At 47.2% G+C, this 23738-nt stretch carries 22 protein-coding genes and 2 tRNA genes; 16 read left to right on the top strand and 8 right to left on the bottom strand.

Annotated features, from left to right (window positions below; genetic code table 11):
- Position 1: 1 nt before the first annotated feature.
- Positions 2-652: a GntR family transcriptional regulator gene (locus BM091_RS12505; RefSeq protein ID WP_093396225.1), complete on the bottom strand. Its 651-nt coding sequence runs from the start codon at positions 650-652 to the stop codon at positions 2-4.
- 234 nt (positions 653-886) lie between these two features.
- Here BM091_RS12505 and BM091_RS12500 point away from each other — a divergent pair.
- From BM091_RS12500 to BM091_RS12490, 3 genes are all read left to right on the top strand, one after another.
- Positions 887-978: transfer RNA gene (locus tag BM091_RS12500), tRNA-Ser, on the top strand.
- An 8-nt stretch (positions 979-986) separates the two neighbouring features.
- Positions 987-1079: transfer RNA gene (locus tag BM091_RS12495), tRNA-Ser, on the top strand.
- Between the two features lie 64 nt (positions 1080-1143).
- Positions 1144-1989, top strand: a complete 846-nt coding sequence (locus tag BM091_RS12490; RefSeq protein WP_093396224.1) for a 4Fe-4S dicluster domain-containing protein — start codon at positions 1144-1146, stop codon at positions 1987-1989.
- On the opposite strand, the gene malQ is transcribed toward BM091_RS12490, so the two are convergent.
- Genes malQ through glgX form a run of 3 tightly spaced genes read right to left on the bottom strand, consistent with a single transcriptional unit; the run spans position 1933 to position 8226 of the window.
- Positions 1933-4110 (bottom strand): 4-alpha-glucanotransferase, encoded by a 2178-nt coding sequence (gene malQ / locus BM091_RS12485; protein WP_093396222.1) that lies wholly within the window; start codon positions 4108-4110, stop codon positions 1933-1935. The genes BM091_RS12490 and malQ overlap by 57 nt on opposite strands.
- A complete protein-coding gene (glgB, locus tag BM091_RS12480; RefSeq protein WP_093396221.1) occupies positions 4110-6014 on the bottom strand; it encodes a 1,4-alpha-glucan branching protein GlgB in 1905 nt (634 codons plus the stop codon). Before glgB ends, malQ begins: the two co-directional genes overlap by 1 nt.
- Before the next feature lie 25 nt (positions 6015-6039).
- The gene (gene glgX, locus BM091_RS12475; RefSeq protein ID WP_093396219.1) at positions 6040-8226 is read right to left on the bottom strand and encodes a glycogen debranching protein GlgX; all 2187 of its coding nucleotides are present in this window, start codon (positions 8224-8226) and stop codon (positions 6040-6042) included.
- 158 nt (positions 8227-8384) lie between these two features.
- Between glgX and BM091_RS12470 the strand changes: the two genes are divergently transcribed.
- The 8 genes from BM091_RS12470 to BM091_RS12435 all read left to right on the top strand — a co-directional run bounded on the left by BM091_RS12470 (position 8385) and on the right by BM091_RS12435 (position 16191).
- On the top strand, positions 8385-9134 hold the full coding sequence (locus BM091_RS12470) for a phosphocholine cytidylyltransferase family protein (RefSeq protein WP_093396218.1): 750 nt from the start codon (positions 8385-8387) through the stop codon (positions 9132-9134).
- A gap of 98 nt (positions 9135-9232) precedes the next feature.
- The gene (gene pstS, locus BM091_RS12465; RefSeq protein WP_093396216.1) at positions 9233-10279 is read left to right on the top strand and encodes a phosphate ABC transporter substrate-binding protein PstS; all 1047 of its coding nucleotides are present in this window, start codon (positions 9233-9235) and stop codon (positions 10277-10279) included.
- Positions 10280-10538: 259 nt separating this feature from the next.
- Positions 10539-11420, top strand: coding sequence for a phosphate ABC transporter permease subunit PstC (gene pstC / locus BM091_RS12460; protein WP_177193648.1), 882 nt, complete (start codon positions 10539-10541; stop codon positions 11418-11420).
- Positions 11417-12265, top strand: coding sequence for a phosphate ABC transporter permease PstA (pstA, locus tag BM091_RS12455; protein ID WP_218148898.1), 849 nt, complete (start codon positions 11417-11419; stop codon positions 12263-12265). Before pstC ends, pstA begins: the two co-directional genes overlap by 4 nt.
- Positions 12247-13005, top strand: coding sequence for a phosphate ABC transporter ATP-binding protein PstB (pstB, locus tag BM091_RS12450; protein WP_093396215.1), 759 nt, complete (start codon positions 12247-12249; stop codon positions 13003-13005). Before pstA ends, pstB begins: the two co-directional genes overlap by 19 nt.
- A 16-nt stretch (positions 13006-13021) precedes the next feature.
- Positions 13022-13681 carry a phosphate signaling complex protein PhoU gene (phoU, locus tag BM091_RS12445; protein ID WP_093396213.1) on the top strand — a complete coding sequence of 220 codons (660 nt, stop codon included), beginning with the start codon at positions 13022-13024 and terminating at the stop codon, positions 13679-13681.
- Between the two features lie 13 nt (positions 13682-13694).
- A complete protein-coding gene (locus tag BM091_RS12440) occupies positions 13695-14381 on the top strand; it encodes a response regulator (protein WP_093396211.1) in 687 nt (228 codons plus the stop codon).
- Positions 14382-14403: 22 nt separating this feature from the next.
- On the top strand, positions 14404-16191 hold the full coding sequence (locus tag BM091_RS12435; protein WP_093396210.1) for an ATP-binding protein: 1788 nt from the start codon (positions 14404-14406) through the stop codon (positions 16189-16191).
- Here the strand turns inward: BM091_RS12435 and BM091_RS12430 are convergent.
- The 4 genes from BM091_RS12430 to BM091_RS12415 form a co-directional block, all read right to left on the bottom strand.
- Entirely contained in the window at positions 16188-16499 is a 312-nt protein-coding gene (locus tag BM091_RS12430) for a ferritin family protein (RefSeq protein WP_093396208.1), read from the bottom strand. The two genes, BM091_RS12435 and BM091_RS12430, sit on opposite strands and share 4 nt — an antisense overlap.
- A 107-nt stretch (positions 16500-16606) precedes the next feature.
- Positions 16607-17653: a class I SAM-dependent methyltransferase gene (locus BM091_RS12425; protein WP_093396206.1), complete on the bottom strand. Its 1047-nt coding sequence runs from the start codon at positions 17651-17653 to the stop codon at positions 16607-16609.
- 283 nt (positions 17654-17936) lie between these two features.
- Positions 17937-18074: a transposase gene (locus BM091_RS14580; protein WP_093396205.1), complete on the bottom strand. Its 138-nt coding sequence runs from the start codon at positions 18072-18074 to the stop codon at positions 17937-17939.
- A complete protein-coding gene (locus BM091_RS12415; protein ID WP_218148897.1) occupies positions 18011-18451 on the bottom strand; it encodes a transposase in 441 nt (146 codons plus the stop codon). Before BM091_RS12415 ends, BM091_RS14580 begins: the two co-directional genes overlap by 64 nt.
- A 161-nt stretch (positions 18452-18612) precedes the next feature.
- On the opposite strand from BM091_RS12415, the gene BM091_RS12410 reads away from it, so the two are divergent.
- From BM091_RS12410 to BM091_RS12390, 5 genes are all read left to right on the top strand, one after another.
- Entirely contained in the window at positions 18613-19263 is a 651-nt protein-coding gene (locus tag BM091_RS12410; protein ID WP_093396203.1) for an IS1096 element passenger TnpR family protein, read from the top strand.
- 8 nt (positions 19264-19271) lie between these two features.
- Positions 19272-20303 (top strand): site-specific tyrosine recombinase/integron integrase, encoded by a 1032-nt coding sequence (gene xerA, locus BM091_RS12405; RefSeq protein ID WP_218148896.1) that lies wholly within the window; start codon positions 19272-19274, stop codon positions 20301-20303.
- Positions 20304-20423: 120 nt separating this feature from the next.
- Positions 20424-21347, top strand: a complete 924-nt coding sequence (locus tag BM091_RS12400; RefSeq protein ID WP_093396202.1) for a gamma-glutamylcyclotransferase — start codon at positions 20424-20426, stop codon at positions 21345-21347.
- Positions 21348-21521: 174 nt separating this feature from the next.
- Complete coding sequence (locus tag BM091_RS12395) at positions 21522-22715, top strand: DNA-methyltransferase (protein ID WP_093396200.1); 1194 nt, start codon at positions 21522-21524, stop codon at positions 22713-22715.
- Positions 22708-23412, top strand: coding sequence for a restriction endonuclease (locus tag BM091_RS12390; protein WP_093396199.1), 705 nt, complete (start codon positions 22708-22710; stop codon positions 23410-23412). Before BM091_RS12395 ends, BM091_RS12390 begins: the two co-directional genes overlap by 8 nt.
- The last annotated feature ends 326 nt before the right edge of the window (positions 23413-23738 follow it).

The raw sequence follows: 23738 nt of genomic DNA, 5'->3' as shown, positions 1-23738 counted from the left end.
ATCAGCTCTGCTCCCTTCTTGGTAAGATGAGACCCATCAAAAAGGCGGCAGCATTTCTGAGATGGACCTGAACTGCCCGTTCGGCTTTCTCGGGATTGCCCTCAATAAGAGCATCAAGAATGTTCAGATGTTCTGTCAGGATTTCTTCTCTTCGATGGTGCGTAAATCGTTTGCCGAATTGATTTCTAATACGGACTATGTGATCCAGAATCCGCAGGTAGGCTTCCGTAAGCCTTTTGTTATTAAGCACTCCTATTATGTAGAGATGGATGTCCTCTTCCGGACCCCATGACAGGGTTGTCTCTTCGGCCTGATCGGGCTTGAAGGCCTCCAGTTGGCGCCTTTTAGCCTTCACGTCTTCTTTATTGCAAAGCAGCGCTGCTCTTTTAGCGGCTCCACACTCAAGGATTTCTCTTATTTCGAATATCTCCCTTATGTCGTTGAAGGATATATTGGAGACGGTCGATCCCCGTCCCGGTATGTTTTCGACAAATCCCTCTTTTTCGAGTTCCCTGAGGGCTTCTCTCACGGGCGTCTTGGATACGTTGAGTTCTCTGGCGAGTTCTACTTCGTTTATAGGACAGCCCGGTGGAAGGGTTCCGTCCAGGATGCGCTTTTTTATTTCGGTATAGACAAAGCTTTTTTTGTTCATGGGCTACTTTTCGATCCCTTTTGTTTATACCCCTTTTATTCTTCCCGTATCTTCTGTGCATATCCTGAATATACTACTAGCATACTCATGTCAACAAAAATCTTCGACCAGCCTAAAGGCCGGTTCCGTCGCCCTCAGGCCGTAAACCCGGACGCCTTTGCATCAGGGATTAAAAACCCCTGCTTGACATACCGGAAAGGTCAATGTTATTTGAAAATAAAAAAGGAAAACGGCGGAGGGATGGCCGAGTGGTTTAAGGCGGCGGTCTTGAAAACCGTTGTCCCGTTAACGCGGGACCGCAGGTTCGAATCCTGCTCCCTCCGCCATGTAGGGCGGAGAGATGGCCGAGTAGGTCGAAGGCGCTCGCCTGCTAAGCGAGTGTGCGTGGAAACACGCACCGTGGGTTCGAATCCCACTCTCTCCGCCATCTATTTTAACAACACGGTTTCCAACCCTTATGGCAGAAAACCTAACAGAACGGAACAATCGCCATGGAGAAATTCTCTTACCCCAATCGTTGCTTCACCTGTGCGGGCTGTGATGCCGACTGCCCTATAAGCCTCCGTACAGGAGCACTGAAGCCCAGAAGCCTTGTCAGACTCCATGTTCTGGGCATGACAGAGGCTCTGCTAAGAGATCCCAGCATCTGGTACTGCATCCAGTGTGAGCGATGTGCCAGGACATGCCCGATGAATGTAAAACCCTCGGCCGTCATAAGAAGCGCCAGAAACAAAGCCCTTTCTGAAGGGATCGTAAATCCTAAATTTCCCGAAATGCTTCGTCAGCTTCGCCGTCGCCTTCAGATTGCCCGTCGTCAGGCGGCACAGGACATTTTTTACCGGCGCATTCCCGTTGATCCGGCCCAAATATGGCAGGAAGCGGAAACACTGCAATTCCGTGGAAACGGCCTGCCCGTTACGGTGTCAACGGGAACCCGACTGCAAAGTCTAAAGCCCCATAAACGCTATATGGGCAACAGCACGGCCGTATCGTCCTGCTGGACCTGTGGCTCCTGCTCCAACGCCTGCCCGGTTTCGGAAAATTCCGACCTTTTCAGCCCCATGTTCATCATCCGCACGGTTAACATCGGGCAGGACACGCTTACCGCCAGGTCGGGTGAATGCTGGTTGTGTGTGGCCTGTGAAAGGTGCATCGACGCATGCCCCCAGGGCGTCAAAGGTGCCTGGGTAATTCGTTCCGTTCAGGACATCGCCCTTCGCAACGGTGAAATTCCCCCTCAGAGTTACGAAATCTGGCGTAACGTGGACTCAAGGCTTCATTCACTTTTCGTCGATGCAGTCAGGGCCGGACTTCTTTCGGCCGGAGGCAATGATTAAGGCAACCTGACGGACAAAGCTATCCTCCGCAATCTCTTCCAGCGGTTTACTCCAGCGGATTCTCCAGCACGGATATTCCGTGGTTGTCCCCGGCAGGTTGGGTTGAAATTCTTCCATAAGGAGATCCTCAACCTGCACGGCCATCAGTCGTGACCGTGATCGGGCGATGTAACCCAGTACTGCTTTGGTAAGCTCCGGAAAGGGAACTTCGTCCGGTAACTTGTCCAGATCGGGCATTACGGCCCTGAGGAGATTTTTTTTATCTGCCTCCCTTTGTCGCAGGTAAAACTCGGCCCTTTTTTCGTCGCCGAACATACCCAGGTTTCGCCTGAGGATGAGATCTTTGGCTTTCCAGTATCCTACCAGAGTGGGCAAATCGTGAGTGCTTACCGAGGCAATGGAAAACTCGGGATATTCTTCAGGAGCCGAAAAGGTTCCATCCTGATTTTTTGAAAAATAGAGTACCCGGTAAGAAAACCACTTCCTGGAGGACATTTCCTGCCTGATCTCATCGGGAACAGTTCCGAGATCTTCGCCAATAACAACGCAACCGTTCCGCACGCTTTCCAGCGTAACGATTCTTGCAAGGTCATCCAGAGGATACCTCACATATACTCCCTGTGCCGGAGAAAACCCCGAAGGAATCCAGAAAAGACGGAACAGGCCCATAACGTGATCTATGCGAATTATTGAAGCATAAGCCATGTTGGCTCTGATCACTTCAATAAAAGGCCTGTAGGAGCAGGCGGTGAGCCTGTGGGGTATAAAGGGAACAACTCCCCACTTTTGACCCATTGGATTGAAATCATCGGGTGGAGCCCCAACATCGGCTTCCAGAGCATAACACTCCTGATCGTACCATGCATCAAAGCCCCCGCGATCGACCCCGACGGCCAGGTCTGCATATAGAAGAACCGATGGATGCAGGCCGAGACCGCGGTCACGACACCGGCTCAGCTGTAGGTGGGCGATGTATTGTAAAAAGGCCGAAAATTCCACGCCCTCCTGCCATCCTTCGGGTAACCTCGGCTCCTCCAGTTTCATCGGATGAGAGAACTCAGAAGGCCATTCATACCAGGGCGTTCCGAAGCGCCACCTGAGGTACTCGAAAATTCCGAAGTATTTTAAAACCGGCGTCCTTTCCTCGATAAATCTGCGAAAACCTTCGGACAGAGGCGACTCCGGCTTTGTACAATGGTCCTTGAATTTAACATAAAATTCCTTAAGGGAAGCCCACAGGCGGGGAACCAGCGTTTCGTAATTTATCAAACCGGGCAAAGAAGGATTTTTATCACCTTCTTCGACGTTAGAGCCGAAAATTGCCGCACTTTCTGGAAATTTCTGATCCGGAATTACATACAGAGGATTGAGAAACCTGCGGCTGGATGCGCAATAAGGGCTTATATGATGAGGATTTTCGGGGTAGCCGTAGTGGAGAGGGTTAATACCCACAAAAGCTGCCCCCATTCGTGATGCCACATCCATAAGAGCGGAAAGCTCGTAAAAGCTACCCATGCCCCCTCCCCGCCGTGACCTTGCCGCGTACAACTGAACGGCAAGTCCCCAGCACCTTTTAATCGCCCTGTAAGCTTCGGCAGGAGAGACCACGACATCGAGAGTGCTCCTGAGACCCAAGTCGGGAACGTAGATTTCCAGGGTATGGTATCCCGAGGGAGGTCTGACCGGAATTTCCAGGCAGATCTTTTCAGGAAGGCGGTAGCTCGGAAGCGCTACTTCCCGAAATTCCGGAAAAAGGGGCTCAACGCACCCGTCTGCAAGGTCAAGTTCACTTCTGCCCTCACTCAGAGTACCGTCCTCAAGCCTCAGAGACCATTCAAAGCGCAACCCGGTTCGATTCCACCCGGGGGTCAGAACACATGGAACGGCTACGAAATCACCCTCATCAGCAGTGACAATCGGGGGTACGGGTTTTCTGAAATGATCTTCTATCACTCTATGGACCGCTCTTTCGGCAGAAGCTTTATCTTCCGCCTCCACTCCCATGTACTTCAGAACGGCCAGCTTCTGTTCCGGTGATGCTACGCGCAGATTCCCCCAGATGTCGTAGTAAGAAGGGACGATACCGTAATACTTCGACAGAAAATCCAGAAGTTTTTCCATTATGACTCCGGTTTGAAGAACACAGCTGCAAGGGGCGGGAGCATGATTTTGAGAGATTGACTATAACCGTGGGCAGGAACAGGCTCCGTATGGAGGCCTCCCATGTTACCAAGGCCGCTTCCGCCGTAAAGCTCACTGTCGCTGTTTAAAAGTTCTTTCCAGAAACCTTCTTTCGGAACACCAACATAAAAGGGGTATCGAGGAACCGGGGTGAAATTGCAAACGCAGAGTAGCAGATCCCTATCTGTGTGCCTCCCGATCCTTAAAAAACTTAAAGTGCTCTGATCACTGTCATGGCAGTCAATCCAGCGAAAGCCTTCCCACGAAGAATCCAGTTCGTAAAGAGCGGGTTCCGATGAAAGAAGCCTGTTAAGGTCTTTGACCCAGAGCTTCAACCCCCGATGGAACGGATCGTCCAGAAGGTACCAGTCCAGAGAGGTATCGTGGTTCCATTCCCGCCACTGACCGAACTCATTGCCCATGAAAAGCAGCTTCTTTCCCGGATGGGCGAACATGTAACCGTAGAGAACTCTGAGATTAGCAAACTTCTGCCACTTATCTCCGGGCATCTTGTTGATCATCGAGCCCTTTCCGTGAACGACCTCATCGTGAGAAAAGGGTAAGATAAAGTTTTCGTGGAAGGCATAAAGAAGGCTAAAAGTCAGTTCATTATGGTGATACTTCCTGTAGATCGGGTCTTTAGACATGTATTTGAGGGTATCATGCATCCACCCCATGTTCCACTTAAAACCAAAGCCCAGTCCTCCAAGATAGGTCGGACGCGACACCATGGGCCAGGCAGTAGATTCTTCGGCTATGGTCATTACACCCGGACATTCCGAATAGAGGACTTCGTTAAAGCGCTTTATAAAAGCGATGGCCTCAAGGTTTTCTTTCCCTCCATACTGATTCGGGATCCATTCTCCATCCGGTCTTGAATAATCTCTGTATAGCATCGAAGCCACCGCATCGACCCGAAGACCGTCCGCATGAAAAACCTCACACCAGAACAAAGCACTTGACAGAAGAAAGCTTCTCACCTCGTTTCGCCCGTAGTCGAAAACGTAGGTGTTCCAGTCTCTGTGGAAGCCGATCCTGGGGTCTGGGTACTCGTAAAGGTGAGTTCCGTCGAAGTACCCCAGGCCGTGTTCATCGGTCGGGAAATGAGCCGGAACCCAATCCAGAATAACGCCGATTCCGTTACGGTGCAGTTCGTTTATCAGAAACATGAAGTCCTGAGGCGTTCCAAACCGGCTCGTTGGGGCGAAATAACCGGTAACCTGATATCCCCAGGATCCATCAAAGGGATGTTCCATAACCGGCAGGAATTCAACATGAGTAAATCCCATGTCCTTCACATATTCGACGAGTAAAGGTGCGATTTCTCTGTAGCCGCAGTAGGCATCTGATCCCTCGCGACGCAACCATGAACCCAGATGCACCTCGTATATGGAAATGGGTTCGTCGTAATGTTTCCTGGAAGAGCGCTTATTCATCCAATCGTGGTCACTCCATTCAAAACCGGAGAGATCCCATGTCACAGAAGCCGTCCCGGGAGGCCGCTCACAATAGAAAGCATAGGGATCAGCCTTGAGAACCCTGTAATTGCCGCCGTGAGAAATTATGCAATACTTGTAATACATCCCGGGCCTGATCCCTTCTATAAAGCCCTCCCAGATGCCCGAGTCTCCACGACGACTCAGAGGGTTACCGGTTTCGTCCCACTCATTGAAGTCGCCTACCACGCTGACATGGTCGGCATTGGGGGCCCAGACGGCAAAGTAGTAACCATCAGAACCGTCAACATTGCAGGGATGGGCACCGAATTTTTCCCATAACCTATAGTGCTCACCCCTTCTGAAAAGATAAATATCGTAGTCCGTAATGGGAGACCGAAAAGACATATCTGATTTACTCCGGTTCATGAATTCAGAAAGGACCCGTTAACACAAACAAAGCCGCACTGGCAGGCGTCATATTATAGACATCTCCCGGATTCCAGTACAGCAGGTTCTCCGGAGGATCCAGCTCATAGGTGGTGTCCACGAGCAACTTCCATCTGAAAGGCCGATGAATCCTTTTCCCGGGCGCGGTATCGTTATAGGTGCAGGCAGGAAGGACAAAGGGTGTTATGCCGTCCCTGAAGAAATGGAAGAGGATCAAAACCGTGTCGCCAGTTATCCTGTTACCCTCGTCATCCAGCTCGTCTATGGCATCTCCGCCCAGAATTACACCCAGAGCTCTTGCCCCGGGATCGTACCAGTCTTCATGTTTCATCTCGGTGCCGTCGGGTTTGAACCAGGTGATGTCCTTCCATCCTGAATCATGGATCGGGCGTCCCTGAAAGAAATCCGACCTCTGAAACACCGGTTGCTGCTTACGAATTGACACGACCTTCTTTACGAATTCAAAAAATTTCGCATCCCTGGGCGAAAGTTCCCAGGGGTACCAGCTGATGGGATTGTCCTGACAATAGGCATTGTTGTTACCCTTCTGGGTTCTCCCCAGTTCGTCTCCTCCGGATATCATGGGCACCCCCAGAGAACACATGAGGGTCAGCATGAAATTGCGTTTCTGCCTGTAGCGTGTTTCGATAATATCGGGATCATCGGTCGGCCCTTCAACACCGTAGTTAAAGCTTATGTTGTTGTTTTCACCGTCTCTGTTTTCCTCAAGGTTGGCTTCGTTGTGTTTTTCGTTGTAGCTTACCAGGTCCTGAAGGGTGAACCCGTCATGGCAGGTTACGAAGTTGATACTGGCATAGGGTTTCTTGCCGCTCCTTTCATAAAGGTCGCTGCTCCCGGCAAGCCTTGTGGCCATGTCTCTCATGTTATTAGCCGACGGATAATTCCAGAAGGCTCTGATCGTGTCCCGATATTTTCCGTTCCATTCTGCCCAGAGAACCGGAAAGTTTCCCACCTGATAGCCCCCTTCGCCGAGATCCCAGGGTTCCGCTATAAGCTTAACCCGGGATATGACGGGGTCCTGATGAATAATGTTGAAAAAGGCCGAAAGCTGGTCAACCTCGTAGAGACCTCTGGCTAAAGCACTGGCCAGATCGAACCGGAAGCCGTCAACGTGCATTTCAAGCACCCAGTACCTTAAGCTGTCCATGATAAGCTGTAAAACTCTTGGATGGCGTACATTGAGCGAATTTCCACATCCCGAAAAATCGATGTATTTCATCATATCCTGAGAATCGAGTCGGTAATAACAGGGGTTGTCTATCCCGCGGAAGCACAGGCTCGGACCTGAATGGTCGCCTTCGGCCGTATGGTTGTAAACCACGTCCAGAATGACTTCAATGCCGTGGCTATGCAGGATCTTCACCATGGTTTTAAATTCTCTGACCGGATCGGAAGACCCAATCCCCCTCGCCGAAAACCTCTCATCGGGCGCAAAAAATCCGATGGAATTGTACCCCCAGTAATTTGCAAGCCCCTTTCTGACCAGATGATACTCGTCAATATGCTGGTGAATGGGCATCAGTTCAACTGCCGTAACCCCGAGATCCCTGAGGTGGCGGATAACCGGCTCCGTTGCCACCCCAAGGTAGGTTCCTCTCAGTTCCTCCGGTACATCGGGATGCAAATAGGTAAGCCCCTTTACGTGAGCTTCGTAGATTACCGTCTTATTCCATGGAATATCGGGATGTTCGTCCTTCTGCCAGGTAAAGGCGTCGTCAACCACCATGCCGAGAGGTGCCCATGCCGCGTTGTCTCTGGTATCGGGGACCAGCCTGCCCTCTTTTTCGAATACATCAACTCGATAATCAAACCATGTTTCATGCCATCTGGAACTGCGAATTATACGCTTTGCATAGGGATCGAGCATTACCTTATTTGGATTGTATCTCAACCCTCTTTCAGGCTCATAGGGGCCGTAAACCCTGTAGCCGTAAAGCTGTCCCGGATACAGGTCCGTTAGATACATGTGCCAGACCATATCCGTGTATTCTACCATGGGAATACGGGCAGATTCTCTGGTTGCGTCGGGAGAATCGAAAAGGCAGAGTTCAACCTTTTCGGCGTTTTCGGAAAAGAGGGCGAAATTTACACCCATCCCGTCCCACGTAGCCCCGAGCGGATAAGGTCTTCCAGGTCTGACCCTCGGCATGGCTTACCTCCCCCTTTAAGACGGCGCCTGCATATTATCACAGGTTCTCCATGAAACAAACCCGGTACTCAGTATTGAAAAGGTCTTGTCTTTTTCTGTTCCCGAGGGCATGATGCGCTGCGGTTTTAAGGGATCTTAACAGGAAGAAGGACAGCTCTATGGATTTGCCCATGTCAGAAATTCCCATGGTTACCCTTGCCGCAGGGTACGGTTCGAGAATCAGGAGCAACGGCTTGAACGGCCCAAAGCCCCTCACACCCGTTCTCGGAATTTCTCTTCTGGAAAGAACGCTGACCGCGGGTGCCAGGGCTGGCATTAAAAGGTTCTTTGTCGTCGTGGGGTATGAAAAAGACATCGTATCGTCTCATGCCATCGAAATTGCAAAACGGAAGGGCTTAAACGTCAAGGTTTTAGAAAGTCAACGATGGCAGCTCGGAAACGGTGCATCGGCAACCGCGCCGGCAGGAATAATCAACGGCCCTTTCTTCATTACAATGTGCGATCACCTTTTCGATCCGGAAATACTCAAAAGGCTTTACGCTTCCGAAGACGGCTCCGCCATATGCCGAATCGCCGTTGATAAGAACATGGACGGAGTTTTTGACCTTAAAGAGGCCACCCTGGTCAGTCTGGACGGCGATGTAGTGACCGACATAGGGAAAGGCATAGCCTCTGCCGACGGTGTCGACACGGGCTTCTTCCTCTGCCAGCCGGACTTTTTTGAAGTGTTGAATAAGGCCCTTCTTCGAGGCAGGTACACCCTGTCTGAAGCCATAAAATCGCACATTCCGTCAAGGCGTATTAAGATGGCCGATGTTTCGGGGCTTTTCTGGCACGATGTGGACACGACCGCGGATCTTGAACATGCGGAACGCCTGCTTAAAGAGAAGATAACGGCTGAATTTTAACGCAAAATTTAAACTCCCTTTATCTCTTCCTCATAACCCGCACCTAAACAATCAGCGAGTTCTAAAGGCAAACGTATTACGCTTAAGGAGGTACGATTATGAAAAGACTTCTTGCCATCTTCTTACCCGTTGTGGCGGCCTTTATCTTTTCTGCCACGGCGGGTTACGGCGCCGAGAGCCTGACGGGAGCCGGTGCAACCTTCCCCTATCCCCTCTATGACAAGTGGTTCAGTATCTATCATCAGGTGACGGGCGTGAAGGTTAACTACCAGGCCATCGGCTCGGGCGGAGGAATCAGGCAGCTTCTGAGCAGGGTGGTTGATTTTGGTGGAACCGACGCCTTCATGAGTGATGAGGAATTGAGCAAAGCCCCCGGTGAAATTCTCCACATTCCCACCTGTCTTGGTGCCGTTGCGATAACTTATAACATCCCCGGAAATCCGGAGTTAAAGCTAACGGGGGATGTGATAGCCGACATCTTCTTGGGCAAAATTACCAGGTGGAACGATTCCAGAATAACGGAATTGAATCCTGGGATCGAACTACCGGACATGAAAATTATAGTAGTTCACAGATCTGACGGGAGCGGAACGACCTTCATATTCAGCGACTACCTCAGCAAGGTCAGCCCGGAATGGAAGGAGAAGGTCGGGCGAGGTAAATCTCTCAACTGGCCTGCGGGGTTAGGTGCCAAGGGTAACGCCGGTGTCGCGGGTATGGTCAAACAGATGGCGGGTAGCATCGGCTATGTAGAACTAATCTATGCCGAGCAAAACAAGATGCCGGTAGCGCTCGTAAAAAACAGGGCCGGCAATTTCATAAAACCATCTCTGGCAAGCGTTTCTGCAGCGGCAAACGTCGAACTCCCACCGGATACCAGGGTATCCATTACCGATACCGAAAGCCCCGAAGGCTATCCCATCAGTTCATTCACGTGGATCATCTTTTACAAAGAGCAGTCCTATGACAATCGTTCCCGGGAGCGTGCGGAAGCACTGGCGAAGCTTCTCTGGTGGATGATCCACGAAGGTCAGAAGTATAATGAATCCTTGCTCTACGCAAAATTACCCCCCAAAGCCGTAGAAAAAGCAGAGGCGATTATAAAGACCATGACCTACAACGGTGCTCCGCTGGTAAACTGGTAAATCGATCCGAAACCGGTAGGGATCATCTCCCTGCCGGCTTCAACCTGAGCATTCACAGCAGACAGAGCTAAATGCCTTTCCGAACTATCACCGCCGATGAACTCGAAACCGGAATCTTCACTCAAGGGCGGTTAAAGCCCGGTAAATTTTTTGCTCTCTTTATCAAAAATTAACAGAATTCTTAATACAGATTAACAGCCCCCCGGGATACCTGCTCTGCCTTTGATCGGGAAGTCATAGTGTTGAGAGGCCGTAGAGGGTGAAACAAAGGTCGGATAGAATTTTTAATTTGGTCGTCAAGTCCTGTGCCGTAGCCACTCTGGTGCTCGTATCAGGGCTCTGCCTAACCCTCATTATTAACTCCTTACCGGTGTTCCGCCACTCGGGTATAGCATTTTTGATGAACAGCACCTGGGATCCTTTGCGTCACCGGTACGGGGCAATGCCTTTCCTGACCGGTACGGTCATCACGGCTCTTCTCGGCGTCTTCGTCAGCCTGCCCTTTTCTCTTTCGATAGCCTTCTTTCTCGGGGAATACTTTCCCACGGGTCGCCTGTCGGTCTTTTTCCAGAGCGCAACGGACCTTCTGGCCGGAATACCGTCGGTAATTTACGGCTTCTGGGGGCTCTTGGTTCTTGCACCTTTCATACAGAAGCTGGAAATGAAGCTCGGGGTCATGCCCTACGGTGTAGGCATTTTCACGGCCTCGGTTATACTCGCCGTTATGATCATTCCTTACACCGCCTCGGTGGCAAGAGAGGTCATAAGGCTGGTTCCGGCGGATCTGAAAGAGGCGGCTTATGCCCTGGGAGCAACACGATGGGAAGTTTTGCGTTACGTAATAGTTCCCTACGCACACTCGGGCATCTTTGCGGGAATCCTGCTGGCCCTCGGACGAGCCGTAGGTGAAACCATGGCGGTTACCATGGTTATCGGGAATAGAAACGAATTTCCAAAAAGCATTTTCGATCCGGCCAACACGATGGCCAGTGTTATAGCAAACGAATTTGCCGAAGCTTCCGACGACATTTACCTTTCTGCCCTGATAGCCGTTGCGCTTCTTCTTTTTCTGTTCACCACAATCATGAACATAGTCGGCCGTATCGTAATAAAGAAACTTACGGTGAGGGAAAAACCGTGAAAGCCGGGTCCTATAGGCGACGCCTTATCGTCAACAAATTCATGGAAGGCCTTATCTTCTTCTTCGCCTTCACATCTCTTTTTCCCTTAATGCTCATCCTCTTTTACCTGGCCCGAAAAGGTATCGCCGTAATAGACTGGCAGTTTATAAGTCACCTTCCAAGGCCTATCGGTGAAGAAGGGGGAGGTGTTTTAAACGCTATCGTCGGGACGTCCATGCTCATACTGTGCGCCGCTCTGATGGCCGTCCCTTTGGGCGTGGGAGCAGGGCTCTATCTTGCCGAAGCCAGGGAAAGCAGGCTTTCCTACTGGACCCGAGTTGCCGTGGACATCCTTCAGGGCTCGCCTTCAATCGTTCTCGGCGTTGTCGTCTACATATGGGTTGTAAAGCCCATGCAATCCTTCTCGGCCATCTCGGGAAGCATCGCCCTTGCGATAATGATGTTACCTATGGTTATTTACAGCACCGAGGAAACCCTTAAGGTCATTCCGGATACTCTAAAAGAAGCTGCCCTGGCTCTGGGCGTACCTTACTATAAAACGATCCTCAAAGTGATCATTCCGGCAGGCATGAGCGGCATAACGACGGGAATACTGATAGGAGTTGCCAGAATTGCCGGAGAAACGGCACCGCTCCTTTTCACAGCCTTCGGAAGCCCCTTCCTGAATCTCAACGCACTCAAACCCGTCGCCGCCCTTCCCCTCGTGGTCTTCAACTACGCAATTTCTCCCTATCCACAATGGTGGGAACAGGCCTGGGGTGCATCCCTTCTTCTGGCCTTTCTCGTTCTTTGCCTTAACCTTGCGGCTAAAATGGGAACACGGAGATGGAAAGTTCAATTCTAGTTACCGAAAATCTCAAAGCCTACTACGGAGACCATCTGGTCCTGAAAGGCGTCAACCTGGAAGTGCCCAGGTTAAAAATAACGGCCATTATGGGACCTTCGGGCTGCGGGAAAACAACTCTTTTGCGGTGTTTTAACAGGCTGCATGAACTGTCCCCCGAGGGCAGGATAGAGGGTCGTATATGGCTTGGAGACACCGATATTCTCTCTCTCGACCCCATAATGGTACGCCGGCGCATCGGCATGGTGTTTCAGAGACCCAACCCCTTCCCCACAATGAGCATCTACGATAACGTCATAGCAGGTTACAAACTCAACGGGATGAAACTTTCCAGGATCGAAGCCGACGAGATTGTGGAGCAGGCTCTTCGCAGTGCGGCACTCTGGGATGAAGTGAAAGACATCCTGCACCGAAAAGGAACCTTCCTTTCGGGCGGTCAGCAACAGAGACTCTGCATAGCCCGTGCCCTTGCAATGAAACCAGAAGTGCTGCTGCTGGACGAACCAACATCGGCACTTGACCCCAAAGCAACTGCCCGTATCGAGGAACTCCTGGTCTCGCTCAAAGAACGGGTAACCATAATGATAGTCACACACAACATCGGGCAGGCCGGAAGGATTGCCGACTACACTGCTTTCCTTTATCTGGGAGAGCTTGTGGAGTTTGGACCTACGGAGAGGCTTTTCACGGCGCCCAGAGACCGCCGTACGGAAGAATATCTCAGCGGAAAATTCGGTTAAAGCGGAGAGAAGAACCATGCTGGAAAAAAGGATGAACAGGCTTCGGGAGCTTCTGATTACCGAAGCATCACTGGTGGAGTCAATGCTCCAGAAAAGCATTCAGGGCCTTCTGCAAAAAAATGTGGGAATGCTACATGAGGTTATAGAACAGGATGAACCCACAGTAAACGGATACGACATAGAGATCGATAAACTCTGCACTCAGATAGCGGCACTCTACCAGCCGGGCCCCAAAGCCCTGAGGACATTGCTTACGATACTCAAGGCAAATTACGACATCGAAAGGGCGGGAGACCACGCCGTAAACATAGCGCAAAGCGCCGTCGAGATTATTCCTTACGACTTTCGAAACGTGGAGGGTATCGTATCCTCCACGGCCAACGCCGCCCTGTCAATGCTCCACGATGCTCTGACCGCCTTTGTCAAAGAAGACGCAAAACTGGCCGAGGACGTACTTGTCCGGGATGATCACGTGGATAAACTTCGAGATGAGTGCGTTCGCATATTTACGGAAGAAATCAAGAAGCGGCCCGAGCTGAGTGCGGTTTACATGAACCTAACAAGGGTGGTCCGAAGCCTTGAGCGTGTTGCCGACCTTGCAACAAACATAGCCGAATACGCTCTCTTCATAATCCGGGGTGAGATAAGCAAACACGGAAGAGACGAGCAATTGTGAGGCAGCAAGGATCATGAAGGGGAAGACGATATTCGTTGTTGACGACGAACCCGATCTGTGTGACCTCGTAAAGCTCCATCTGGAGAAGAGCGACTTCCGGGTAAAAACGTTTCTTTCCGCCACGTCGCTCCTCAATGCTCTGCAAACGGAACTGCCGGACCTCATCATACTCGACCTCATGCTTCCGGACATGGACGGAATGGACCTGTGCAGGATACTTCGGAAAAACGAGCGCACGGCCCGTGTACCCATCATAATGCTGACGGCAAGAGGAGAAGTTTCAGACAGGGTGCTCGGGCTGGAGCTCGGAGCCGACGACTACGTAACCAAGCCCTTTTCGCCCAGAGAAATCGTTGCACGGGTTCGAGCCGTTCTCAGGAGGCTTGAACAGAGTGACGAGGAGGAAATATTACAGATAGGTGACGTTCTTTCAATAAGCCCCCGTCGTTTTGAAGTTCTCGTTGAAGGCAGGAAGGTTAGCCTGACCCCTACGGAGTTCCGAATCCTTACCGTTCTTGCCCGCAGAAAAGGGTGGGTGTTCACAAGAGAACAGCTTCTGGAAAACCTCTGGGGCGGGGAAAAGATCGTGGTCGACAGAACCATTGACGTTCATATTAAAAATCTACGGGAAAAATTGGGAAAGGCCGGAAAGTTGATAAAAAGCATAAGAGGCGTAGGCTACAAGATAGAAGCGGAGTAGTTTAAGGCACAGAGGGCAATTTATGCCGTTTTGGGATAAGAGCGTTTTCTTCCGCTTTTTCATCAGCATCGTATTGCTGATTGTTTTGCTTACCTTTCTTACACTTGCCTTAATATTCCGTGACGTCGAAAGCTTTTACAGGTCACAGCTCATAAACCACCTCAACGGCCTCGCCATATCACTTTCGGATCAGCTTCTTCCTTTACTGAAAGACGGTTCCACCGATTCCATCGATCGATTTGCCAAGCTTAACGGGTCTCGGCTCGGCGTTCGCATAACCGTGATTGACCCATCCGGCAGAGTATTGGGCGATACGGAAGAAGATCCCCAAAAGATGGAAAACCACGCCAACCGCCCTGAAATACGGCTCGCACTGACGCAGGGCACCGGGTCATCTTTTCGGTTCAGCACCACCGTCGAACACACGCTACTGTACCATGCATTACGGATAGACGACGGGAGCAAACCGGTGGGAATTGTAAGGGTGAGCCTCTTTGCCGACAAAATACGCCCCGTTTTGAACAAATTAAAAGGTCGTATGGCCGTAACGGGAATTCTGGTAATCCTGCTGGCGGCGGTTCTGGCCTTTCTCCATGCAGGTTCCCTTTACAAACCCATCAGATTGATAGGCAGGGCACTTGAAGAGCTCTCTTCGGGAAATTTCAACACACGCCTGCCTTCCAGCATCACCGGAGAAATGGGAGCCATTGCCAGACACATAAACGAGACGGCCAGAGGACTGGAGAAATTATTCAAGGAGTTAAAGGAAGAACGGGAAGAGCTGAGATCTCTTGTCGAGAGCCTGAACGTGGGTCTTGTGGTCATAGATGTGGAGGGTCGCATACTGATGATGAATAAAGGTTTCATGACCACAGGCCTCGCACAGAACGGCTCCTGTGAAGGTAAGTACTACTGGGAATGCTTCCGGGAAGGCAGGGTAAACGAATTCATTCGGGAATTCAGGCAAAAACCGCAAAGTTCCTTCAGAGAAATTCACCTTCAGGGAAGGGTCTATCTTGTGACCGGCACTCACATTCGATCTCGCCGAAAAATCCTTTTAACTTTTCAGGACATTTCAGCATTAAAAGAAACAGAGCGCATTAAAAAGGATCTCGTGGCAAATATTTCTCACGAGATAAAAACCCCCCTTACGGCAATAAAGGGCTATGTCGAAACCCTCCTGGAAGATGAAAGGGACAAAACGAAAAAACGATATCTCTCTGTGATATATCGCCACGTAAACAGGTTATCGGATATAGCAGAGGGTTTGATCACTTTGCACGAGCTCGATGTAGAGCAACCCTTCCAGGAAGTACCCGTGAACTTGCGCGACGTCGTTCGCAGAGTGGTCGAGCTTTACAGAAGGCAAGCAGAAGAGAAAGGTCTGAGCCTCAGGGCCAGCGTGCATTCTGATGTGGAAATCATAACGGATCCTTTGAAGCTGGAGGAGCTGCTCATCAACCTGGTGGATAATGCCATCAGGTACACCAGGGAAGGTGAGGTAAAAATATCCGTCTGTGAAACCGAAGATGACGCAGTAACCCTTTCCGTCAGCGACACCGGAATAGGCATTGCCGCAGAACACATCCCCAGGATCTTCGAAAGGTTTTACGTCGTTGACCGATCCAGAAGTCGAGAAACAGGGGGAACGGGGCTTGGGCTTTCCATTGTAAAACATATAGTCGAACGCCTTGGCGGAACCATTTCAGTGGAGAGCACCCCTGGTGTGGGCAGTACTTTTATCGTGAAGCTACCGGGCCGGAGAAAAATCGTGAGGGGCTCCTGCGCCCCTCACGATGACCGGGATTAAGTGGATATACCGAGCTTCTTCATTATTTCTTCGACCTCTTCGCCACCTTCTTTGTAGAACTGCTCTTCATCCGGCGCCAGGTGTTTCAGCAGTCTCAGAAATTCTCCGGCGTGCACCCGCTCTTCATCGGCAATGTCTTTAAGGACCTCCTGAGCCAGCTTGTCATCCGTTGACTCGGCAAGTTGCATGTAAAGCTGAATGGCTTCGTACTCGGCCGCAATGGCAAAACGTATGGCCCTGATTAGTTCCTCTTTTGTCAGCTTTCTGTCATGAGCCAACCCTGCAAAAGGATGTCCGAACTCAGGCATACCTACCCTCCTTCTCTCTTAATTGAATTACCCCGGTTAGTTGAATGCTAACGCTTTTCGGTTTCAAATCAAGTACAACAACCCCTCTATTGCCGGCTACTCAGATATCACTCATCCTCCACTATACTTTCCCTGTAGGCTCTGGGATGAGGAACAGGCATGGGATCAATTCCGCCGCTGACAGGATTATAGCGAAACCTGTAAGAAAACCCCAGATTTCCCTGCTCAAGCATAGCCATCCATCCCCGCATGAAGTAAGGACAGAGGTCGTTAAAGCATACGTAAAAGAAGTCGGTATCCCACTCCGTAAAGGGGGTCAAGGGCACCTTCCATTTTGAAAGCCTTTGTCCACAGTAGGGGCACGATTTGGTGTGGGAAACCCAATTTTTTAACTCATCTCGTGACATATTCGGCAAATCGGGCAAGTCCGGATCAACCGGCCTGGGTCGTTTCCTGGGGCCGCCCTTCGCTCCAGGCCTTTCCGCATTAACGGCATAGACGGGATCGCTGGGTATGTCCATATGTGCATAGCGATCATCCCTGGGCCTGGGCTTTCCCCGGGATATGAAAATTTCCGGCTCACTGAAAAACCCGCTTTTCTTGAAATAATCAATCACCAAAAGTATCCTTTCCTCTTCAGACATCTCCTTCCATATCTTAACCGCTTTCGGAGGAAAATAACGATTGCTGAAGATTACAAGAAAAAGACCTCCCGGAACGAGTATTCTTCCAACCTCCTTAAAGACTTCTATCGGCCTGGTCATGTAATCAACAGATAAGCTGTTTATAACGACGTCAAAGTGTGAATCGGGAAAAGGCAGGGTGGGATCCTCATTCAGATCGTGTATCACGTAATCCGTTAAAATTTTGTTATTCCTCAGCTCCTCTTCGTTGAGGCCGAGACCTATCACCTCTCCGGGTCGAACCTTTTCTGGAATGTGAGAATCCCAGCTGGCCATGAGGTCCAGGATGCGGGGACTTTCCTCAACGATGAGAGTACCTATTATGTGGCTTATGGTGTTTAAAGCCGTGCTGTCCACGTGCTGTACGAACCTGGGCTTTAAGTAAAATTCCCTGTCGGGTCGCTCATCATCCCGCACGAAGGCGTCAATACCGTATTGCTCAAGCTCCCGGGCCTTATTGATTTTCTCCATAGCAACTCCTTTTATTTTCCTTTCAGACAGTTTTTTAAGAAAATAGTAATCACTCACATTTAATCGCGCCACAAAAAGTTGAGACAACCGTTACGAAGAGCCATTCAAAAGAATTTGTGAAATAAGTGCGAAAAAAGCGCGGCGGAACGCAGGGCCGCCAGCCGTAGCCTTAGTGTTTAGTCAAATATGTCCGTAGGGGAAGAGGCTTTTCTGAATTTAGCGATGGTTTCCCGGAATCCCGGTAAGCTTTTTTGTCTGTATTTTTCGTTCATATGCGATAGTATCAGATACACCATTTTGTAGACAGCCTACGGACCGGAAAAACCTCTATAACCCTGGCCCTTCTTTTTATTTCTTTCATAAGCCTTTCCAGTTGATTGGTGGTGCATATGAATCTTCTGATTTCCTGAGGATAGTCCATAAAGGTGGTGAGATTATTAAGCTTTCCTCCCACCTTTTAACCACCTCAGGATACATCTTTCCCCATTTTTCCTTGAGCTCTATAAGGGCCTGTCTGGCTTTTTCCCGGTTTGATGCCCTGTAAATGGCCTTAAGAGATTCTGCCACCGCTTCCCTGTCTTTTTTTCTGACCTTTTTCAGAGACCCTTTAACGGCATGAAGCACACAAAGCTGGAATCTCGATCCAGGAAATTTCCTGAAAACAGCCTCTTCAAGTCCTCTCAGACCGTCAGCTATGAAAAGATCAACCCTTTTAAGGCCCCTTGACTTGAAATGTGAGAGATGTGAGATGTGAGATGTGAGATGTGAGAGATGTGAGAGGAAAGTGAATCCCAACATCTCACGCCTCACATCTCACCTCTCACATATCTGAGTTCACCAAATATTTCCTGCCAGTTTACGGCACTCTCACCTTCGGAACCAAAGAACCAAAAACCCAAAACTTCTCTTGTCCCATCCCAATTGACACTGAGTTATTTTTAAAGTACGGGAAGTATACCATGAAGGGAAAATGTTATCTCTGCAACCAAACGTTCAGCAAAGCGGGAATGACAAAACACCTCAGAACACATCTGAAGAATGATGGAGACACAAAACTCTTTCACATCATGGTTGATGGGCTGTATGAACCTCAATACTGGCTTCACATTGAAATTAAAGCTAATGCGAAGCTGAAAGATCTTGATCAATTTTTGAGAGATCTATGGCTTGAGTGCTGCGGACATCTGAGTGCTTTCGAGATTGGAGGTGTTAGCTATCATTCCGATTACTTCGATTTCGATTTGGATCCGACGGCGAAAGACATGAACGTACCAGTTAACAAAGTTCTGAATCCGGGAATGGAGTTCTACCACATCTACGACTTTGGCAGCTCAACAGAGCTGAGGCTTAAGGTTTTGGGAGAAAGAAAGGGTAAAGCTAAAGAGAAGGTCAGAATTCTTGCAAGGAACAATCCGCCTGAAAAAGCATGCGGTTGTGGTGAAAAGGCAAAGTGGGTCTGCACACAGTGCTTTGTTGATAATCTGGGAGAGAACTGCTATTTCTGCGAGAAATGTGCAAAGGAACATGAATGCGGAGAAGAAATGCTTCTGCCTGTTGTTAACTCGCCAAGATCCGGTGTTTGCGGGTTTGAAGGCGGCAAATACGATTAAGGGATAAGATGATAAGGATTGAGAGCGGCAAAGATGCTGCTATGGTCAAATCCCCTTACAATCCAGACTATATTGCGAAAATTAAAGCTGTTAAAGGCTACAGATGGCACCCTGATAAGAAATGCTGGAGTATCCCGTATTCTCAGTTGAAGAGTCTTTTATCTACATTTGATGGAGAAAAGGTTGAGATCAACACTTCGGTCTGGTTCTATGAGCAGAGAAAAGAACTGATGGCAAGAAAGTACAGCAGGAGAACAGTAAAGCTTTACCTGCATTACAATGAAGAATTTCTGAGATTCTGCAATAAAACACCTTATCAGGTGTCAAATGATGACGTGAGAAATTATCTGTATTATTTGGCGGAAAAGGGTTGTTCGGCTTCAACTTTAAACATAGCAATAAATGCGTTAAAGTTTTACTATGGTGAGATTTTAAAGCGGAGATTTGTTTATGAGATAAAGAGGCCGAAGAAGGACAAGAGGTTGCCTGCTGTTTTTAGCCAGGAAGAGGTTTCAGGGATTTTGTCATCGATAACCAACACTAAGCACAAGCTAATTCTGATGTTCATGTATTCTGCAGGATTAAGAGTTGGGGAGGTTGTAAGGCTTAGAGTTGAAGATATGGATGTGGAAAGAAGGTTAATCAGAATAAGAGGTGGAAAGGGAAGAAAGGATCGCTATACAATACTTTCTGAAGTGGCATCGAAGACACTTAAAGAATACTTACGGAAATATAAGCCTGAAAAACGGCTGTTTTCGGGGCAGAGAAAATACAGACATATAACAACCAGAACTGTACAGAAGATTTTTGAAAATGCATGTAGGAAAGCTGAAATAAAAAAGGATGTAACTGTTCATTCTTTGCACCATTCATTTGCTACCCATCTGCTTGAGAGTGGAGTTGATTTAAGATACATTCAGGAGCAATTGGGACATAAAAGCTCAAAAACGACAGAGATTTATACTCATGTTGCGATGAAAGATTTGAGGAGGATTAGAAGTCCGCTGGATTTGATGGGAGGTGATAAAAAGGATGGTTGAAAAGCTCGTATATACTACCAAAATTGGAGATATTATGAAGTTCGTATATCCTTCCATATTGGGGCAAAATGTGAAGTTCGTATATACTAAGTTAGGCGAAAGCTTATAGGAGGTGAGTTTATGCCTTATTGGTGGCAAATAGAAAGTATGCTCGGGCATCTCCAAGAGATTTTAGCTCATATAAATTATACGAGAACATCCCCTATATACAAAAAGACGGAGCTCTGTAGATACCTATTTGATGCTTTAAATAAAACCTGGACGGCGTTCAATGATTTCCAAGGAAAACTAAAGAGAGCAGATATATTATCTTTCAGACAATTACTCATTGAGGGAATACCTAACAAGTATATCGAAGAATTTATCAAAAGCAAAGAATTACAAGATCTTGTCAATTTTGAACCTCCTATCATGAATCACAACACACTACGGAGAAGAGGATATAGACCAGATAAGGAGATAGGACATCATCTAGTAAGAGAGGCAACAGACGAACATCTGCAACTTGTAAATGCCTATAGAAGCTATAAGGAAAATCCTTCAGATGATACGAAAGAGAGATTATTAAAGAAGACCGCACAACTTCTTTACGTTGTAAGGTCAAATATCGCTCACGGAGAAAAAACACCCTATGGTCCAGATTTAAAAAAAACAGAAAGGGACGAAAAGGTCTCTGGTGTAGTTATTCCTGTCTTGCTCAAATTACTGGAGTTAATCTTTGATAAGCCGGATCAGAAACTTGTAGTATATGGAACCTTAGCGCCCAACGCCCCCAATGAAAGGTTATTAAAGAATATTGCCGGAACATGGCAAGATTGCAAAATTAGAGGAAGGATTATACAGCGTCATGGATTGAAGTATTTCAAATGGATCCCAGATGCTGACGAAATTAATACAAAGATGTTTGTTTCTGAATCTCTTTCTGATAAGCTATCAAGCATAGATCAGTTTGAAGGTGAGGATTACCATCGTATTTTAATCCCTGCAAAAGTTGGAAAAGATTTGGTGGTCGCTAATATTTATGAATGGAAATATGATATTTAAAGCTGCAAAGCCTTCGCCTAACAGCGGACATAAGGCTACGCTTCGCTCATTCCGCCCAAATCCCACCAGAGGCGGGACTTCGTATGTCCGCAACGCATTGGGCGTAATCGGGTGCTGCGGCTTGAAGAAAAGATTAAAAAAGAAAAAATTATCAGAGAGTTATAGGTGAAGAACATGAACGAGGAAAAATACAAGATCATTACTATAAATCATTTGGTAAATAATAAAATAATTAATGAACTGGATAGGTTGTTTTCACGATATCCAACAGAAGATATATATTATAAAATAGAAAATGCTAATACTATTAAAATCTATCTAAACCAACTTGATTTTTCTGATTTCAAAAATACAACAACATTAAGAATACACTTTATAGATGATAATACAAAACTTCTTCTTAAAAAAATACTAACTAAAATAGAAAGTATAAAGAGCTATGGATTAAAAGGAAGAAAAAGAGTATATGTAGGATATGATCAAGAACGAAAAGTTAGAAATAGAAAATTGAAAGAAGTTATCCGTAAAAAGTACTATTATGCACAAGATCATAATTTCTCAAAAAAAAATAATGAGGTTCCAAAGGAATTTATTAACAAAATAATTGTTGGAGATAGTGAGGAAGTTTTAAAAAAATTACCAGATAATTGTATTGATCTAATTTTCACCTCACCACCTTATAACTTTGGATTAGATTACGAAAATCATAAGGATGGAATAAACTGGAATGAATATTTTAATAAGTTGTTTAGAATCTTCAAAGAATGTATAAGAGTCCTTAAATATGGGGCCAGAATTATAGTTAATGTGCAACCACTTTTTTCAGATTATATTCCAATACATCATATTATTTCAAATTTCTTTATGGAAAATAAACTAATTTGGAAGGGAGAAATCCTTTGGGAAAAACATAATTATAACTGCAAATATACAGCATGGGGTAGCTGGAAAAGTCCATCTAATCCTTATTTAAAATATACTTGGGAATTTCTTGAAATTTTTTCCAAAGGTACCTTAAAGCATTATGGAAAACAGGAGAATGCAGATATAACTGCTGATGAGTTTAAAAAATGGGTATATGCAAAATGGGACATAGCACCTGAATACAATATGAAAAAGTATGGACATCCTGCAATGTTTCCAGAAGAGCTTGCAGAAAGAGTGATAAAACTTTTTAGCTTTCGTGGTGATGTAGTATTAGATCCTTTTAACGGTGCGGGAACTACTTGTGTTGTAGCAAAGAGGCTTGGAAGAAAATATATAGGAATAGATATTTCAGAGGAATATTGTAAAAAAGCAGAAGAAAGATTACGAAGTGTACTAATCCAATTACCATTGTTTGATAAAGGAGGTAAAAAATATGAATGAGAAAGCAATTAAAGAACTCCAAGGAATTATAAATACATATGAAGATTTAGTCCAAGGAATAGATAAAAGGGCAAAAAAGTCAAACGAGAGAGCATATGGTGGGATTATAAGGGCAAATAAAGGAAAATTAGTAGAAAGTGTCGCTGAACAACTTGTAAGAATTGCATGGGAAGATTTAGAGATGAATGAACATAGATTATCTTTTAGGCATCATACAATAAAGATTCCCATCAATAGGAAGTATATCAAGAAAATCAAGAGCCCCAAGGTTAGAAAATTTATTATAAAGAACATAGAGCACATGTATTACAGGATAAAACCTGATGTTCAGGTTTATGTGGATAATAATTTTAAGATTTCTATAGAGTGTAAGGCATATACGGAAAATGCGATGCTTAAGAGAATACTTGTGGATTGTACTTTAATAAAGCATGTATTTCCTGACGTCAAATTTGTTTTATTACAATTAGAAAGTCAACTTGGGGGAGATTATTCGGAGGTCTTTAAAGAAGTTCATTTTGGCAGCCCATCAACTCACGCTTTGCTTTCATACTTTGATATAGATCTTAACATCATAACTCTGTTAGAAGGTGAAAGAAAGGTAGATAAACCAATACACAAGAGTGGATTTTTAAAGCCGTTGAAAATGGAAGCATTACTAAAAGCAATAAATGTATTAAAGGAGTTATTAAAGTGACGCCGCACCGCCCGACTCTCCGTTCGCATTTGCTCAAGTTTTCCATTTTTTGTAAACGCCTACTGGAAGTTCTAGAGTTTTTAAATACTTACTGTTTCATATAGTGTAACTGTATATTTTAATCCGTTTCACTCTTGACAGACATGGAAGTAATCTGTAAAATGTAATTGTTATGAAGACAATGTAATGACCCCTGTGAATCAAGACCAAAATTCACGTTATTATGGTTGGCGAAATCAAAGGGTCATACCCCTTCGGCCATCGCTCCAGGCCTTGACAACCGGTTTTGGGCCTGATGAACGGAAGGCGGTTTTGGCGGTTGCACT

The sequence above is a fragment of the Thermodesulforhabdus norvegica genome, from assembly GCF_900114975.1.
Taxonomy (GTDB): domain Bacteria; phylum Desulfobacterota; class Syntrophobacteria; order Syntrophobacterales; family Thermodesulforhabdaceae; genus Thermodesulforhabdus; species Thermodesulforhabdus norvegica.
The sequence above is the reverse complement of the archived record's forward strand: the minus strand, read 5'-3'. Positions and strand labels throughout refer to the sequence as shown.

Excerpts from the sequence above, each read along its gene's own strand:
- BM091_RS12505 (WP_093396225.1), bottom strand. The coding sequence starts at position 652 with ATGAACAAAAAAAGCTTTGTCTATACCGAAATAAAAAAGCGCATCCTG.
- BM091_RS12490 (WP_093396224.1), top strand. The coding sequence starts at position 1,144 with ATGGAGAAATTCTCTTACCCCAATCGTTGCTTCACCTGTGCGGGCTGT.
- malQ (WP_093396222.1), bottom strand. The coding sequence starts at position 4,110 with ATGGAAAAACTTCTGGATTTTCTGTCGAAGTATTACGGTATCGTCCCT.
- glgB (WP_093396221.1), bottom strand. The coding sequence starts at position 6,014 with ATGTCTTTTCGGTCTCCCATTACGGACTACGATATTTATCTTTTCAGA.
- glgX (WP_093396219.1), bottom strand. The coding sequence starts at position 8,226 with ATGCCGAGGGTCAGACCTGGAAGACCTTATCCGCTCGGGGCTACGTGG.
- BM091_RS12470 (WP_093396218.1), top strand. The coding sequence starts at position 8,385 with ATGGATTTGCCCATGTCAGAAATTCCCATGGTTACCCTTGCCGCAGGG.
- pstS (WP_093396216.1), top strand. The coding sequence starts at position 9,233 with ATGAAAAGACTTCTTGCCATCTTCTTACCCGTTGTGGCGGCCTTTATC.
- pstB (WP_093396215.1), top strand. The coding sequence starts at position 12,247 with ATGGAAAGTTCAATTCTAGTTACCGAAAATCTCAAAGCCTACTACGGA.
- phoU (WP_093396213.1), top strand. The coding sequence starts at position 13,022 with ATGCTGGAAAAAAGGATGAACAGGCTTCGGGAGCTTCTGATTACCGAA.
- BM091_RS12440 (WP_093396211.1), top strand. The coding sequence starts at position 13,695 with ATGAAGGGGAAGACGATATTCGTTGTTGACGACGAACCCGATCTGTGT.
- BM091_RS12435 (WP_093396210.1), top strand. The coding sequence starts at position 14,404 with ATGCCGTTTTGGGATAAGAGCGTTTTCTTCCGCTTTTTCATCAGCATC.
- BM091_RS12430 (WP_093396208.1), bottom strand. The coding sequence starts at position 16,499 with ATGCCTGAGTTCGGACATCCTTTTGCAGGGTTGGCTCATGACAGAAAG.
- BM091_RS12425 (WP_093396206.1), bottom strand. The coding sequence starts at position 17,653 with ATGGAGAAAATCAATAAGGCCCGGGAGCTTGAGCAATACGGTATTGAC.
- BM091_RS14580 (WP_093396205.1), bottom strand. The coding sequence starts at position 18,074 with ATGGACTATCCTCAGGAAATCAGAAGATTCATATGCACCACCAATCAA.
- BM091_RS12415 (WP_218148897.1), bottom strand. The coding sequence starts at position 18,451 with ATGTTGGGATTCACTTTCCTCTCACATCTCTCACATCTCACATCTCAC.
- BM091_RS12410 (WP_093396203.1), top strand. The coding sequence starts at position 18,613 with ATGAAGGGAAAATGTTATCTCTGCAACCAAACGTTCAGCAAAGCGGGA.
- xerA (WP_218148896.1), top strand. The coding sequence starts at position 19,272 with ATGATAAGGATTGAGAGCGGCAAAGATGCTGCTATGGTCAAATCCCCT.
- BM091_RS12400 (WP_093396202.1), top strand. The coding sequence starts at position 20,424 with ATGCCTTATTGGTGGCAAATAGAAAGTATGCTCGGGCATCTCCAAGAG.
- BM091_RS12395 (WP_093396200.1), top strand. The coding sequence starts at position 21,522 with ATGAACGAGGAAAAATACAAGATCATTACTATAAATCATTTGGTAAAT.
- BM091_RS12390 (WP_093396199.1), top strand. The coding sequence starts at position 22,708 with ATGAATGAGAAAGCAATTAAAGAACTCCAAGGAATTATAAATACATAT.